Raw genomic sequence first — 15,454 nt, forward strand, 5'->3', positions numbered from 1 at the left:
TCAACTAAGAGACGCAAATATGCGTCTCTACACTACATCGTTCGTGAATTTGCTATAGTATACACGAGCCCTGCACCTTTTCCTACCCATTCGCTTACCAAACGAGGTACGCACGAAGGTCAGGGTCGACGTAGCTTTATTTCAGATTTGCTTTTTCGGATTGGTATACATCCTTCACTACATATAAAGGGCGTTTGCGAGTTGCATCCAGTCCGCGCCATACGTATTCGCCAATGATACCAAGGGCAATCATTTGGAAGGCTGAAACAAAAAGCAAGACGAGCATTAGCGTAGTCCAGCCTTCTACCTCAATATCCCCTACTATTTTCAGACCGATGATGTAGAATGCGTAGAACAGGGCTCCTATTCCTAATAATATTCCCATCACGGATATTGCCCGAATAGGAAAGAAGGAAAAAGCCAGAATTGAATCGATTAGAAGCTTTATTTTTTTCTTCAGCGTCCATCGCGATTTACCAATTTCGCGTTTTCGACGCACATAAGGAATATTTACATATGGATATCCCAGCCACACCATGAGGTAGAACAGGTTACTGTTCCGTTCCTGCAAACCTACTACGTGTTCACATACCTGACGGTCGAAGAATACGAAGTCGAACCCGCCATCCGGAATATTCGGCAACGCAATACTCTTCATCGTTTTGTGAAACACCTCCGCAAACCACTTCTGTAGCCCAGTTTCCTCTCTATCCTGACGGTTGCCAATAATCAACTTTATTCCCTGCTTCCAATAGCCATACATCTGCACCATCAACTCAGGAGGGTCTTGCATGTCAGCTGTAATAATGGCCATGCAATCACCAGTGGCATACTCCATACCAGCTACAATGGCATTATAAGAACCTACATTCCCGGCTAGCTCCAGTATTCTAACTTTATCAGGGTAGGCATCCCGAAATGCTAGTAAAGTCTGTAACGTTTTATCTTTAGAGCCATCATCCACCAGTACATACTCAAATGTCACTTCTGGTGGAAATAAGGTTTCGTTTGCAATCAGTTCGCGGGTTGTAACAGGTATATTCTCTTCGTTGTAATAGCAAGGAATGATAATGGAAAGCTTAGGCATGCAGGTAGTGGTGCGATGGAGTTCAGATGGAAGGGTGAAGAGCGAAAATCCCTACCTATCGGAAAGCATAGAAGAGTTCCGTGGTATGTACTCTATTCACTGGTAGGGCGCTTCTCCCGAAACGGAAATATCGGGAGAAAGAACGGTGCGAGTTGTTAGAACGCGCGTATAGCGGCACTTACATACTGTACCTCTTCTTCTGTCATGCCCGGCCATAAAGGCAAGCTTAGACAAGTAGCGGCTATTTCCTGTGCCAGCGGGAATGCGTCTGGCTTGAAGTCTAACGCCGCATAGGCTTGTTGCAGGTGAGGAGGAATAGGGTAGTGAATAAGTGTACCAATACCCTGTGCTGTTAAATGAGCCTGCAGAGCATCACGGCGTGGACTGCGCACTACATATAGATGATACACGTGGCTGGCCCCAGCAGCCGTAACAGGCAGCACTACATCTGGAATGCCAGCTAGGTATTGATCGTACCAGGCAGCTATCTGCTGCCGCTGCCGCGTCCACTCATCTAAATAGGGTAGCTTCGCGCTTAATATCGCGGCCTGTAACTCGTCGAGGCGAGAATTATACCCGATAACTTCGTTGTAATATTTTCTCTGTGAACCGTAGTTACGTAGCGTCGCCAGATGAAGAGCAAGTGCAGGATCGTTAGTCGTAATGGCCCCAGCATCGCCTAAGGCGCCCAAATTTTTACCAGGGTAGAAACTTGTGCCATTAGCACTACCGAAACTACCGGTCTTCTTGCCATTGAAAGTAGCACCCTGGGCCTGTGCGTTGTCTTCTACCACATGGAGCTCGTGCTGCTGCGCCAGCTCCATAATACGGTCCATCTCGCAGGCCTGTCCGTAGAGGTGAACCGGCATAATAACACGGGTACGAGGCGTAATAGCCGCTGCCACGCCAGCCGGATCAAGATTATAGGTATGTATATTGGGTTCTACAGGTACAATAGTGGCGCCTACATAAGACACAGCTAACCAGGTAGCGATATAAGTATTGGATGGTACGATTACCTCATCCCCCTCCTTAACACCCAGCGCTTTTAGTGCTAAGTGTAGCGCATCCAATCCATTCGCAACTCCGATACAATGACGAGCATCCGAATAGGTAGCGTATTCTGCTTCAAACGTCTTCACCGACTCGCCCAGCACATACCATTGCGAGTCGAAGACCCGTGCTACGGCATCTAAAACCTGCGTGCGGATAGATGTATTCTGAGGAGAAAAAGAAAGAAAGGGAATTTTCATACGCAAGCAACCAATATATTAAATTGGTAGTCTAAAAAGGTCTTTTGAAGCTCGTATAACTGTTCAGCCACAGTTCGAGCGAGTGCTCTGCGCAAGAACGGGCACAGAAAGGGTAAACCCAAATGGACCATTAGGCAACGTGCGATTGTGAGACTATACAATCCAGGTGAAGAACGGTATTATCAGAGGGCGACTTTCTAGTGAACTTGTTAGATACGGTAGATACTATTGAACACTACTGATCAGGTTATTTGCATAAGATAAAATACAGCTAGTGCTTCCCAGCTTAAATCCTAATTTTTCGCAGGTCCGAAATACAGCTCTGTTCGTAGCCTGCGTTGTCATTAGCACATAATTAGCCTGCATCTCCCGGGCCCTGTGTATGGTTGCGGCAGCAAGCTTCAGATGCCAGCCACGATTTGCTGGTCCTACTGCCGTTAACACAATACGAGAGGCCCGAAACCCTAATTTGGCTGCGTGTATAGGTGCATCATCGATAGCCAAAAAGGAGTCAATTACCAGATCAGGCTCGTTAGGCACCAACACAGTATCGCAATAACCTTCTACCGCTGCCGTGGCATACCGGTGCAGAAAAGCATCAGCTCTCGTATTGCCAAACCATTCGTCTGCATGAAAGCGGTCGTATTCGTTGCGAGCAGTTGCGGATATATGGCCAATTAACTCTGCTTCTTCGGGTGCGGCTTTGCGAGTTGGAAATTGTGCGTACTTAAAATCCGAAATTGTATCGTAATAGAAATTTAATCGGCTTTCTACCATTCGCCAGCCAGCTATGCCTAGCGCTTGTATTAACAGGGTATCTTCTATCGGAATATCTATAAAAAGGTAGGCGCAATTTATTTCCTTTGTATACAATAGAAATGCTTTAACTGCTATTGCTACTTCTTGCGCCGTACTATTCGCCGTGTATATCACTGTGAATAGCTTATATATAGAAGCTCCAAAAAAATCAGAATCCCACGGAAGGAAGGAGTATAAAAACTGTACTCCGTTTACAGTGAAGATTTTTTGTTGAGAATTTTCACCAAAACTAGCTGCTAGCCCTTTGCCAAATAGCTTCTGCTGCGTTATGGCAGAGACATTACGCAAAAAATTGTAGGGGGAATAATACAACAGCTTCTCAGCTCGCGCATCAACTAAAGCAGAGTCTACCCCCATACCCGTTGAAAATCTGCGTAGCTTCTAATATAATCAGCTTCATCGTAGATGGAAGAAGCAAAGACCAGTTGCACAGCAGTATGAGAGTACTGCATGGTATGCCACGTGTTCGGTGGAATGTATACGCCCTTATTAGGATCTTCTAATCGAAACAGCTCAATTGTACCATCCGCCATTTCGGTTGTAACAATTATTCGTCCTGTGACGGCAATAAGTACTTGCTCAGTTTGATAATGCGCGTGGCGTCCCCTCACAATACTTTCAGGGGTGAAGTACGTCCAAAAACTGCGCTTTACTTCGAAGGGAATTAAAGTATTCTGCTCACTTACTGAGATATACCCTTCTGCTGGGTTTCCCAGCTTCGGAAATTCAATTAGTCTAGGCTTACCCCAGGTCTGCACAGTGCTCATAAACTTAGAAAGAAGACTTAGGGCAAAGCTACATCAAAAGCTGTTTTTATCGGACGAAAGCAACGCACTTGCCTTGCACCAGCATTTTCCTTCTAAAACCACTTTGTCTTGTGCTCTAGCTAACTATGATGTACTGCACTTATAATATATGTTCATTATCAGCCAGATAGAATAAAAGGGATAATAAGTGGCTTTCGTGAATAGATCAGCCCACTTATTATCCCTTTGCCGTAGCATACGTAGAAGATTTATACTGCCGGAACAGCTTGAAATGCTTCTTTATATACCTCACGGATACCTTCCGGTAGCGAAATTTTATACTTCCATCCAGCTTCTGCTAGCTTCGATACGTCGAGTAGTTTGCGGGGCGTACCGTCAGGCTTATCAGTGTTAAAGCGAATGTTGCCTTTGTAGCCTACCGTATCGCGCACCAGCTCTACCAGTTCGCGTATGGTCAGGTCTTCACCCGTACCTACATTCACGGGTTCTTTGCCGTTGTAGTGTAGCATTAAGTGGAGGCAGGCGTCGGCTAGGTCGTCTACGTGCAGAAACTCACGGCGCGGAGTGCCTGTACCCCACACTTCTACTTCTGGTGCGTCGCTTTCCTTAGCTTCGTGAAACTTGCGTAGCAAGGCCGGTAGGACGTGCGAGTTTTGCAAGTCGTAGTTATCGCCGGGACCATATAGGTTGGTCGGCATGGCCGAGATATAGTTGCTACCATGCTGGTCGCGAAAGGCTTCGCAGAGTTTCAGACCAGCGATTTTGGCCAGGGCGTATGGCTCATTGGTAGCCTCCAGGGTCCCGGTTAGTAAATACTCTTCCTTGATAGGCTGAGGCGCCATTTTGGGATAGATGCACGACGAACCCAAGAACAGTAGCTTCTTTACGCTTTGATCGAAGCTGGCCTGAATGACATTGTTCTGAATCTGCAGGTTGTCCAGCAGAAAATCGGCGCGGTAGGTATTGTTAGCCAGAATGCCGCCTACTTTGGCAGCGGCCAAAAACACATACTCTGGTTTTTCTTCGGCAAAGAAAGTATCTACTGCTTGTTTATTGCGCAGATCCAGTTCCTTGGAAGTGCGAGTCACAATGTTCTGATAGCCGGCTTGTTGCAATCTGCGCACCAAGGCACCGCCTACCATGCCGCGGTGACCAGCCACATATATTTTGGCGTTTTTTTCCATTACGAAGTTTTTTATAAGGCTAGAAAATCAGCTCCCCTCCTTTCTGCAGGGAATTAGAGGCCGTTGAACTTTAGCCTTGGAAGACCAAGTTACTTATCGTTTCATGGAAAAAACGACCACAACCTTTCCTACAAAAAGCAGGGGAGCTAATTACCAGAAAGTTAACAGCAAACTACTCGGCGTAGTTTTTCAGGATGGAGTGACCACCTTCGCGCAGGTATTCGTCGCGGCGTGACTCATCCAGATCCGACTGCATCATTTCTTTTACCAAGCCTTGCAAATCATACTTGGGTTCCCAGCCAAGCTTTGTTTTCGCTTTGGTTGGATCACCAATCAACAGTTCTACTTCTGTGGGGCGGAAGTAACGCTCGTCTACTTTTGTTACAACCGAGCCAATTGCTAACTGGTAGTCGGGGTTATTGCAGGCTACTACCCGGGCTATTTCTTTTTCGTCTTCGCCCTCGAAAGCCAGTTCCACGCCTACCTCGGCAAATGCTAAGCGCACGAAGTCACGCACGGTGGTAGTTACGCCAGTCGCAATTACAAAGTCTTCAGCCTTGTCTTGCTGCAGCATACGCCACATCGCTTCCACGTAGTCTTTGGCGTGGCCCCAGTCGCGCTTGGCGCCCAGATTACCCAAATAGAGACAGTCCTGCAAGCCCAGGGCAATACGTGATACGGCACGGGTAATCTTACGCGTTACAAATGTCTCGCCACGCAGGGGGCTTTCGTGGTTGAACAGAATACCGTTGCAGGCATACATGTCGTAGGCCTCGCGGTAATTCACCGTAATCCAGAAGCCATACATTTTAGCTACGGCATAGGGCGAACGAGGGTAGAAGGGTGTCGTTTCGCGCTGAGGCACTTCCTGTACCAAACCATATAGCTCCGAGGTAGAGGCCTGGTAGATGCGCGTTTTCTTGGTCATGCCCAGGATGCGAATAGCCTCCAGCAGACGTAACGTACCAATACCATCTACATCAGCAGTATACTCAGGCGTATCAAACGACACTTTCACGTGCGACATAGCACCGAGGTTGTAAATTTCGTCGGGCTGCACTTCCTGAATGATGCGGATCAGGTTCGTAGAGTCTGTCAGGTCGCCGTAATGCAGAGTAAAGCGTACATCCTTCTCGTGCGGATCTTGGTACAGGTGGTCAATACGGTTAGTATTAAACAGGGAAGCGCGGCGCTTGATACCGTGTACCGTATAGCCTTTGCTTAACAGTAGCTCAGCCAGGTAAGTACCATCCTGTCCCGTAATACCTGTGATGAGTGCACATTTTGCCATGTGTCGTGTGATTGAAAGTGATGATTATATAGTAATCAGAGTGAGAAACAGTAGGGTGCGGAGCAGCAGACAGGTGGGTAAATAACTGCAAAGAAGTATAAAAGTAGTATTTTTTCCAATAACTTATTGTACTGAAACCCGAAATTAAATGATAGTGTCTTTATTAATACACTCGGATAGTTATTATATTATGCCTTGCCTAGGCCGTAGCAGCTAGCTATTCTTCAATGGGTCGCAACTATTTTTAAATTCTGGTACGCCAGCGGTTAGCGTGGCAAACGGGGCAATGATATCATAGTGACAGTTAAGCAACACTAAAGGGCATTGCAATAGACAGTATAAAAGCGCAAATGTGCGTAGCGTAGTATCAGACTGAGCTGCTGACAGACGCAGAATAGAATATTGGTCAACCAGAAATTTACTAAATTACCCGTTATTGATATTACGTAATGCAGTCTACAAGAAAGGGCAAGTTTGACTGCAAAACGCCCGTTCACAGTTCGTTTAGCTGCGAATTATGGCCCAGTACGTTACGGTGCTTTTTTTGTTGCAAATTACAGTTATAGAATAGGCAGATTTTATGTACCGCCTACGAGTTGATTGGTTGCTATGGCTAATTAAAAAGCTGTAGCATAGTGGGAGGGGCCATCATCGTCTCCAGCCAACCTATTGCACACAACAGAAGCACCTTTACCGCTTTTACTTAGCATGGCAAAGGTGCTTCCGTCGTGAATAAGCAGCATTTATTTCCGGCTTAGAATACTTAAAGTTAGTGTCCTATGAAGCTACCCTTAGTTAGTATAAGCCAGTCTTAGTACAATTCTAAAAACTGCGCGGTGTGTTATCAACTTTACCAGCCATTACCTCGCTTACGTGCTCGTTGAAATACTCCAACGTGCGACGCAGGCCTTCGGAGCGGTCTACCTTCGGTTCCCAGCCCAGAATTTCTTTGGCTTTAGTGATATCCGGACGGCGTTTCATAGGGTCGTTTTCGGGAAGCGGACGGTAGTCGGGCTTAAACTCGACGCCCGTCAACCGGGCGATTTCCTCGCCGAACTCCTTGATAGTAATCTCCGACGGGTTGCCGATGTTGACGGGTAGGGCATAATCTGATAGCAGCAGCCGGTAGATCCCCTCAATGAGGTCGTCGACATAGCAGAACGAGCGGGTCTGCGAACCGTCGCCAAAAACCGTTAGGCTCTCGCCGCGCAGGGCTTGCGACAAGAATGCGGGTAGTACGCGGCCATCGTTGAGACGCATGCGGGGGCCGTAGGTATTGAAGATGCGTACGATGCGGGTTTCCAGACCGTGGTGGTTGTGGTAGGCCATCGTGATGGCCTCTTGGAAGCGCTTGGCTTCATCGTAGCAACCGCGGGGCCCTACGGGATTTACGTTACCGAAATACTCTTCTACCTGTGGGTGAATCTCCGGGTCGCCGTATACCTCCGAGGTACTGGCAATAAGCATACGGGCACCTTTCACGCGGGCCAGCCCCAACAGATTGTGCGTACCTAGAGAGCCTACTTTCAGGGTCTGAATCGGAATCTTGAGATAATCGATGGGCGACGCGGGCGAGGCGAAATGCAGGATGTAATCTAGCTTGCCAGGCACGAAGACGAACTTCGACACATCGTGGTGATGAAATTCGAAGTCCTCTTTCCCAAACAGGTGCTCGATGTTCTGAAGGTCGCCGGTTACCAGGTTATCCATGGCAATTACGTGGTAGCCTTCCGCCAGGAACCGGTCGCAGAGGTGAGAGCCCAGAAAACCGGCTCCGCCCGTAATCAATACGCGTTTTTTGTCGGACATAATTATTGGTTGTTGGTTCTTCGTTTTTGGTTCTTGGCAAAGGCAAAAATGCGTTTAAGCCTGAGCCCAAAAACTACACATCACGAATTGAAAACTAAGCTGGCTCTTTATGGGCAGTCTTCACGCCAATGCAGTGGTAGGCAAAACCTAGTGCGCGTAGTTCGGCTGGATCGTAGATGTTGCGGCCATCGAAAATAACTTTGTCCTTCAACAGCTTACCTACCACCTCGAAGCTAGGCGAACGGAACTCTGGCCACTCCGTTACTACCAGCAGAGCGTCGGCGTCTACCAGTGCTTCGAAGGGGTCTTTGGCGTAGGTGATACGGTCGCCGAGCGAGTGTTTGGCTTCTTCCATCGCTACTGGATCGTAGGCCGATACAGTGCTGCCTTCGGCCAGCAGCTTTTCAATAATAACCAGCGAAGGCGCCTCGCGCATGTCGTCGGTTTTGGGCTTGAAGGACAGGCCCCACACAGCAAATTTTTTACCGGCTAGCTCTCCTCCAAAGTGCTTGCTTACTTTATCGAACAACACCTCTTTCTGGGCGTCGTTCACGCTTTCCACCGCCTTTAGCACCTGCATCTCGTAGCCGTTCTCAGAAGCGGTCTTGATCAGGGCCTTCACGTCTTTGGGAAAGCAAGAGCCGCCATAGCCAATGCCAGGATAGATAAACTTAGTGCCGATACGTGCATCGGAGCCAATGCCTTTGCGCACCATGTTCACATCAGCACCCATGATTTCGCACAAGTTGGCAATGTCGTTCATAAACGAAATCTTGGTGGCCAGCATAGAGTTGGCGGCGTATTTTGTCATTTCCGCCGACGGAATATCCATAAAGATAATGGGGTGTCCATTGAGCAGGAATGGCTTGTACAGGCGACTCATTACCTCTTCGGCCCGCTCCGACGAAATACCTACCACAATCCGATCGGGCTTCAGGAAGTCATCAATGGCAGCACCCTCTTTTAGGAACTCGGGGTTGGAAGCTACATCAAACTCAATGGCAGCGCCGCGCTTGGCCAGCGCATCGTCCAGCTCTTTACGCACTTTAGCCGCTGTACCTACTGGTACTGTGCTCTTGGTTACTACCACACAGTAGTTGTTCATGCTCTCGCCAATGCCCCGGGCCACGGCCAGCACATATTTCAGGTCGGCAGAGCCATCCTCGCCGGGAGGAGTGCCCACCGCAATAAAAGCCACGTCGCAGTCCTGAATGGCTTCTTTCAAATTAGTGGAAAAGTGCAGGCGGCCGGCCGATACGTTGCGGCTTACCATTTCCTCCAGGCCCGGCTCGTAGATGGGCAGAATGCCTTTGTGTAGGTTATCTATTTTCTTTTGGTCGATGTCGATGCAGGTTACATCAATGCCTACCTCGGCAAAGCATGTACCCGTTACAAGGCCCACATAGCCTGTACCTACTACTGCAATTTTCATAATTATTGGGGAAAAGTCCGGTATAACTTCAATGCAAAGGTGAAACAAAAAGGAGTAAGAGTCAGGGATTATCTCAATAATCCATACCGAATAATGCAACAAATAGCCCACACGCCATCTCGCCAGCTTATTTTTTTGCCTTCGGCGTACGTGCGGCCGTAGTAGCTAATGCCTACTTCATAGATGCGTATATGAGGCACGCGGGCTACTTTAAGAGTTACTTCTGGCTCGAAGCCAAAGCGCTTTTCTGTCAGCGTCAGGCCCTGTACGATGTCGCGCCGAAAAAGTTTGTAGCACGTCTCCATGTCCGTCAGGTTGAGGTTGGCAAAGAGGTTGGTCAGCATCGTGAGCCACCGATTGCCGATGCTGTGCCAGAAGAACAGCACCCGATGCGGCCTCCCACCCATGAAGCGGGAACCGTATACCACGTCGGCTACCCCGCGCAACACAGGCCGCAATAGCAGGTTGTACTCCGCGGGGTCATACTCCAGATCAGCATCCTGCACCACCAGGTAGTCGCCGGTAGCGACGCGAATGCCCGTGTGCAGCGCGGCCCCTTTCCCCTCATTAACAGTGTGCTTATAGTAATGCAAAGGCAAGTCTGGATGCGCCGCCTGATACTGCTGCACTACGTACGCCGTATCATCTATAGAGCAATCATCCACCACAATAATCTCTTTTGTCAGATTACCTATTAGCTCTACCTCTCCTATCTGCTCTAGCACCTTGCCAATCGTTGCACCTTCGTTATAAGCAGGAATCACAATAGACAGCTTACCTACCGACGCAACGGAACTCATGCAATAAAGATAAAGTCAGGGATACTGTGGATTCGTTAGGCCTGCATCCACTTTTTCCACCACCACTGAAACACAATCAGTGCCCAGATACGGGCGTGCACGTCGCCGGGGCTGCGGGAGAATAGCTGGGTTTTCAGCGCCCGAATGGCTTCTACGTCGAAAACACCCTGGGCTTCGATGAAGGCATCGGAGAGCAAGTCATCCTCAATCAAAGGACGTAGCTCGCCGCGGAACCACTTAAGCAGAGGCACTTCAAAACCGTGTTTGGGGCGTTTATACAACTCCTCGGGCAGCATAGGCCGAAAAGCGTCCTGCACAATTTTCTTCTTCAGGTTCGCGTCAATTTTGCTCGATACGGGTAAGGAGAAGGCAAAATTAACCACGTTGTGATCCAGAAATGGCGGGCGCACTTCCAACGAGCAGGCCATACTCATTAGGTCTACCTTGGCCAGCATGTCGTAGGGTAGTACCAACTGCACGTCGGTAAGCAACACTTCATTCAGGTCGCCATCGGCGTGCAGGTGTTGCAGAATATCCTTGCGGCGCTTCTCGGCTAGCTTCTTGTTGATTTTCTGCCGGGCAGCAGGACTCAGTAAGTTGCGCGCATCGGTAGCCGAGGCAAAGGTAGCCCAGTCCCAGTACCGATCTTTGGGGCCGCTGAGCATGCCCCGCGAGAAGCGTTGAAACTGCCGCACGCGGTTGCCGAAGAAGGAGTTGCGTGATTTGGGCAGTACGTCCCACAACAGGTTCAGGCTCGTGACGGCTTCTGCTTTAAAACCGCCCTGCCGCACCTGAAATTCACCCATGTGCTTGTTGTAGCCCGAAAACAGCTCGTCGGCGCCGTCGCCGGATAGGGCTACGGTCACTTTCTCGCGGGTGCGCTTGCTCAGGATATACACGGCCAGTGCCGAGGAATCGGCAAACGGCTCATCGAGGTAGTTCAGCACATCGAAGATGTGGTCGTACAGGTCCTGGTTGGTGAGCGAGAAAACCGTATGGTTGGTCTTGTAGCGGTCAGCTACCAGCTTGGCATACTTGGTTTCATCAAAAAATGGCTCGTCGCGGTAGCCGATGCTGAAGGTATTTAGGTGCTGGGTATGGCGCGAGGCCAGCGCTACTACCACCGACGAGTCGATGCCCCCACTCAGGAAAGCCCCCAGCGGCACATCAGCCACCAAGCGGCGGGAGGTAGCATCGTCGAGTAAATCAATCAGCTTTTTCTGCTGCTGCTCGTAGCTAAGCTTGTTCTTCTGGACCTTCTTAGGATCGTAGGGCACTTTGTACCAGCGCTTGCGCACTACCTTTTTGCCTTTGATATAGAGGTAGTGGCCGGGTAGCAATTTCTTGACCCCCTTGAAGATGGTGGCCGGACCGGGGATATAATTCAGCTGCAAGTAGTGGCTCAACGAGGTGTAGTCCAGCTTGCGCGGTACGCCCAACGCCAGCAGGGACTTCATCTCGGAGCCAAACAGCAGCTTATCTTCGTCGCGGTACACCAAAATGGGCTTCTCCCCCATCCGGTCGCGAGCAATGAACAGGGAGTTTTCTTCCTTGTCGTAAATCGCCAGACCGAAGAAGCCATTGAGCTTTTTCAGAAAGTTGCGCCCTTCGGTGATGTATAGCTGCAGAATGACCTCGGTATCAGTCTGAGAATGAAAACGACAGCCTTTGGCTATCAGCTTCTGCCGCAGCTCTTTAAAGTTGAATATCTCTCCATTGAATACAATAGTATAGCGCTCCGACTCATCGGTCATAGGCTGGTTGCCATCGGCCGAGAGGTCCAGAATGGCCAAACGGCGGAAGCCCAGCCCGACACAGTCGTAGACGTATTGCCCCCGCGAATCGGGTCCCCGACTCTCTATGGCGTCGGTAGCGGCAGGTAGGGCGGCCAGCGTCGTGCGGCCCGCATCGGTAAAGGCGAATGTTCCGGTGATTCCACACATAGCAGGCGGTAAAAGTACGAAGTCTGCGGACTACCCCGTAAATAAAGTGCCAGATAACGCCGCAACCAAAGCTTGGTTGGTTTAGTACACCTTGGTACCTGCTCACTCTCAGCCCTTGTAACTTATGAATCTGCAAGAACAAATAAACCTGCAAACACAATTTGAAACCGCCATTACCCGCGTAGACAGCCTACCTGCCGAGAAAGGCGCCGAATACATGACCGACCTTTACGGTCTCTACAAGCAAGCCACGGACGGTGACCACGACACTAAACACGACGAGGTAGACCCCGACGACCACGATAACCCCAACGGTCCGGCCGGTCTCTCGCAGGCGCAGTGGGACTCGTGGAGTAAGTATAAAGGCCTGCCCGAGGAGGAAGCCAAGCGGCAGTACATAGATCTGGTCAACAAAATTGCCGGCCCGATAGGCGAAGCAGCTAACATCATCACTGGCAACGGTCAGCCCGCTACGGCTACGCAGGTGAATCCCGCCGGCACCGCCACCGTCGACGATCCGCAACCAGGGCAGTCAGCACCCGGTGGCCTACGGGGCAACCTGGATGGTGGCGCGCCCTACGGCGGCGAGGACGAATTGAAGCTAAAACAGTAGTCTGAACCACGGATTCGCTCGGATTTGTCGGATGACACGGATTTTGTAGGCGACTAAAACAAAAGCAGCTGCCCAATTTGGGCAGCTGCTTTTGTTTATAACACTATATCACACAGATGGATTTTAGAGGCAGCGCAAATCGTCCACAAAATCCGTGTCATCCAACAAATCCGAGCGAATCCGTGGTTCAGATAACCTGCATTATCTGTGCGTCGAAAATTTTACCTGGGTTCATGATACCGTGCGGGTCAAACACTTGCTTGATGCCACGCATCAGATTCAGGTTGGCTTCTTTCAGAGCGATGCCTACGTAGCCTTTTTGTACCAGCCCGATGCCGTGCTCCCCGCTGATGGTGCCGCCCAACTTCACGCACAGTTCAAAGATTTCGGAAATAGGCTTACGCAGACCCACATTCCATTTTTCGTCGTCTAAGTTACCGCGGATGATGTTGACGTGCAGGTTGCCGTCGCCGGCGTGGCCATAGCACACGCTCTTGAAGCCGTAGCGCGCTCCTATCTCCTTCACGCCCCGTAGCAGGGTAGGCAGTTCGGCGCGTGGAACCACGGTATCCTCCTCTTTATATACTGAGTTGTAGCGCACCGAATTACCAATGTTGCGCCGGATTTTCCACAACTCGTCTTTCTGCGTGGCATTGTCGGCCAGCAGAATTTCGCCCACGTCGTAGTTTTCGAGCACAGTATATACTTGCTCTGCCTCTTTGTACAACTCATCCAAATCCTGCCCGTCGAGTTCGATAAGCAAGTGGGCGGTGATATCCTCCGGCAACGTAAGCGGAATATTAAGATAGTCGGAAGACCAGGCAATGGCTTCGCGCTCCATAAACTCCATACCCGACGGAATGATACCGGCCCGGAATACAGCAGATACTGCCTCTGCTGCCTGCGCCTCCTGCCGGAAAGGCACCAGCATCAGAATATTATGCCTGGGGTAGGGCAACAGCCGGAATACCACTTTGGTGATGATGCCGAGCGTGCCCTCAGAGCCCACCATCAGTTGGGTGAGGTTGTAGCCCGTGGAGTTTTTGAGCGTATTCGCCGCCGTCCAGATGATGTCGCCGGTAGGCAGTACTACTTGCAGGTTTAACACGTAATCGCGGGTGGTACCGTACTTCACGGCCTTGGGGCCGCCGCTACTGTGGGCTAGGTTGCCCCCCAGAAAGCAGCTACCCTTGCTGGCCGGATCGGGGGGATAGAATAGCCCTACGGCCTGCACAGCCTGCTGAAAGGCTTCGTTTACCACACCTGGCTCAACCGTAGCCTGCAAGTTACGCTCATCAATTTCGATGATTTTGTTGAGGCGGTCGGTGCTGAGCACTACCCCGTTGTGTATGGGTAGGGCGCCGCCGCTCAGGCCGGTACCTGCACCGCGGGGCGTGACGGGAATATGGTGTTCATGGCACAGCCGTACAATCCGGCTGATTTCTTCAGCGTTAGCAGGGCGGAGTACCACATCGGGGGCATAGTGCAAGTCCTCGGTATGGTCGCGGCCATAGTCGGCGTAGGCATCCACCTCGGCGTGTTGAGCAGTTAGAATGTACGCCGGGCCTACTATTTGCTCGAAAGCAGCAATCAGCTCGGGAGTGAGAGACTGGAAATTCATGGTAGAAAAAGAACAAATGACCGATTCACCTATCTTTGTGCCGATGCAGGCATCCATCGCGAAGGTACAGTATTCGAAGCAGGCGCGGCGGCTTTTCACTATTTTCTTACTCGGGATAGTGCTGTGGCTCAGCGCCTGCAATGGCACCCGTAAGGTAAACTACCGCAACGGCCGCTACTATTCGGCGCGCGATATGGCCCGCATGAAAGCCGAGGACCGGCGCCGGGGCACCAGCCGCGGCCGCCCGGTAGCACGCACCAAAACCCGAAAAGCTCTACCCGCTGGTCGCACCAAAATTGTGGTGAAGCGTAGCTCTCTACCCGCCAATGTGCCGCGCGAGATGGCGACGGTCATTGCCACAGCCCGCTCCTACCAAGGTACTCCCTACAAGTTTGGCGGCACCTCACGCCTGGGTATGGATTGCTCGGGACTTCTCTACAATTCTTTCGCAGCCATCAACGTGGACATTCCGCGCTCCTCTAACGAGCAGGCTGTCTGGGGCGCCCCCGTGAAACCGCAGAATTTACAGGTAGGCGACTTGCTATTTTTTGGCGCTAATCCTGGAAGTGGCACAATTACGCACGTGGGTATGGTTACGGAAGCGACTACCGAAGGAGTACAATTCATCCACGCCTCAAGCTCATTAGGCGTTACGGAGAATAGTCTGGAGACGGATTATTATCTCAGCCGGTTTATCAAAGCGGTGCGTCCTAGATTATAAATATCTGATATTTAATATAATAGACAGAGACATATTGGTTGACTACTGCATAAGGTAACAATTTCTTAACATTACCAACACCGGCGTAAACGTTACTTTTGCGGCGTTTTTCCG

At 50.3% G+C, this 15,454-nt stretch carries 13 protein-coding genes; 2 read left to right on the top strand and 11 right to left on the bottom strand.

Features of this window, described 5'->3' with window-relative positions; genetic code table 11:
• Positions 1–136: 136 nt before the first annotated feature.
• From MUN82_RS13500 to asnB, 10 genes are all read right to left on the bottom strand, one after another.
• Entirely contained in the window at positions 137–1,087 is a 951-nt protein-coding gene (locus MUN82_RS13500; protein WP_245091215.1) for a glycosyltransferase family 2 protein, read from the bottom strand.
• Positions 1,088–1,242: 155 nt separating this feature from the next.
• Entirely contained in the window at positions 1,243–2,340 is a 1,098-nt protein-coding gene (locus MUN82_RS13505; protein WP_245091217.1) for a DegT/DnrJ/EryC1/StrS family aminotransferase, read from the bottom strand.
• A gap of 225 nt (positions 2,341–2,565) precedes the next feature.
• Positions 2,566–3,516, bottom strand: coding sequence for a hypothetical protein (locus MUN82_RS13510; RefSeq protein ID WP_245091219.1), 951 nt, complete (start codon positions 3,514–3,516; stop codon positions 2,566–2,568).
• On the bottom strand, positions 3,507–3,926 hold the full coding sequence (locus tag MUN82_RS13515; protein ID WP_245091221.1) for a sugar 3,4-ketoisomerase: 420 nt from the start codon (positions 3,924–3,926) through the stop codon (positions 3,507–3,509). The genes MUN82_RS13510 and MUN82_RS13515 overlap by 10 nt, the downstream gene beginning before the upstream one ends.
• A gap of 248 nt (positions 3,927–4,174) precedes the next feature.
• The gene (locus tag MUN82_RS13520; RefSeq protein ID WP_245091223.1) at positions 4,175–5,110 is read right to left on the bottom strand and encodes a GDP-L-fucose synthase family protein; all 936 of its coding nucleotides are present in this window, start codon (positions 5,108–5,110) and stop codon (positions 4,175–4,177) included.
• Between the two features lie 172 nt (positions 5,111–5,282).
• Positions 5,283–6,401 carry a GDP-mannose 4,6-dehydratase gene (gene gmd, locus MUN82_RS13525; RefSeq protein WP_245091225.1) on the bottom strand — a complete coding sequence of 373 codons (1,119 nt, stop codon included), beginning with the start codon at positions 6,399–6,401 and terminating at the stop codon, positions 5,283–5,285.
• 822 nt (positions 6,402–7,223) lie between these two features.
• On the bottom strand, positions 7,224–8,210 hold the full coding sequence (locus MUN82_RS13530) for a UDP-glucuronic acid decarboxylase family protein (protein ID WP_245091227.1): 987 nt from the start codon (positions 8,208–8,210) through the stop codon (positions 7,224–7,226).
• Positions 8,211–8,304: 94 nt separating this feature from the next.
• Positions 8,305–9,642, bottom strand: coding sequence for a UDP-glucose dehydrogenase family protein (locus MUN82_RS13535; protein ID WP_245091228.1), 1,338 nt, complete (start codon positions 9,640–9,642; stop codon positions 8,305–8,307).
• 68 nt (positions 9,643–9,710) lie between these two features.
• Positions 9,711–10,442, bottom strand: a complete 732-nt coding sequence (locus tag MUN82_RS13540; protein WP_245091229.1) for a glycosyltransferase family 2 protein — start codon at positions 10,440–10,442, stop codon at positions 9,711–9,713.
• Positions 10,443–10,477: 35 nt separating this feature from the next.
• Positions 10,478–12,385 carry an asparagine synthase (glutamine-hydrolyzing) gene (asnB, locus tag MUN82_RS13545; protein WP_245091230.1) on the bottom strand — a complete coding sequence of 636 codons (1,908 nt, stop codon included), beginning with the start codon at positions 12,383–12,385 and terminating at the stop codon, positions 10,478–10,480.
• Between the two features lie 124 nt (positions 12,386–12,509).
• Here asnB and MUN82_RS13550 point away from each other — a divergent pair, with 124 nt between their 5' ends.
• Positions 12,510–12,998: an acyl-CoA-binding protein gene (locus MUN82_RS13550; RefSeq protein ID WP_245091231.1), complete on the top strand. Its 489-nt coding sequence runs from the start codon at positions 12,510–12,512 to the stop codon at positions 12,996–12,998.
• A gap of 187 nt (positions 12,999–13,185) precedes the next feature.
• On the opposite strand, the gene MUN82_RS13555 is transcribed toward MUN82_RS13550, so the two are convergent.
• Entirely contained in the window at positions 13,186–14,619 is a 1,434-nt protein-coding gene (locus MUN82_RS13555) for an FAD-binding oxidoreductase (protein ID WP_245091232.1), read from the bottom strand.
• Here MUN82_RS13555 and MUN82_RS13560 point away from each other — a divergent pair.
• The gene (locus MUN82_RS13560) at positions 14,618–15,340 is read left to right on the top strand and encodes a C40 family peptidase (RefSeq protein ID WP_245091233.1); all 723 of its coding nucleotides are present in this window, start codon (positions 14,618–14,620) and stop codon (positions 15,338–15,340) included. The two genes, MUN82_RS13555 and MUN82_RS13560, sit on opposite strands and share 2 nt — an antisense overlap.
• Positions 15,341–15,454 lie beyond the last annotated feature (114 nt).

Origin of the sequence: Hymenobacter aerilatus (assembly GCF_022921095.1) — a bacterium.
Taxonomy (GTDB): Bacteria; Bacteroidota; Bacteroidia; order Cytophagales; family Hymenobacteraceae; genus Hymenobacter; species Hymenobacter aerilatus.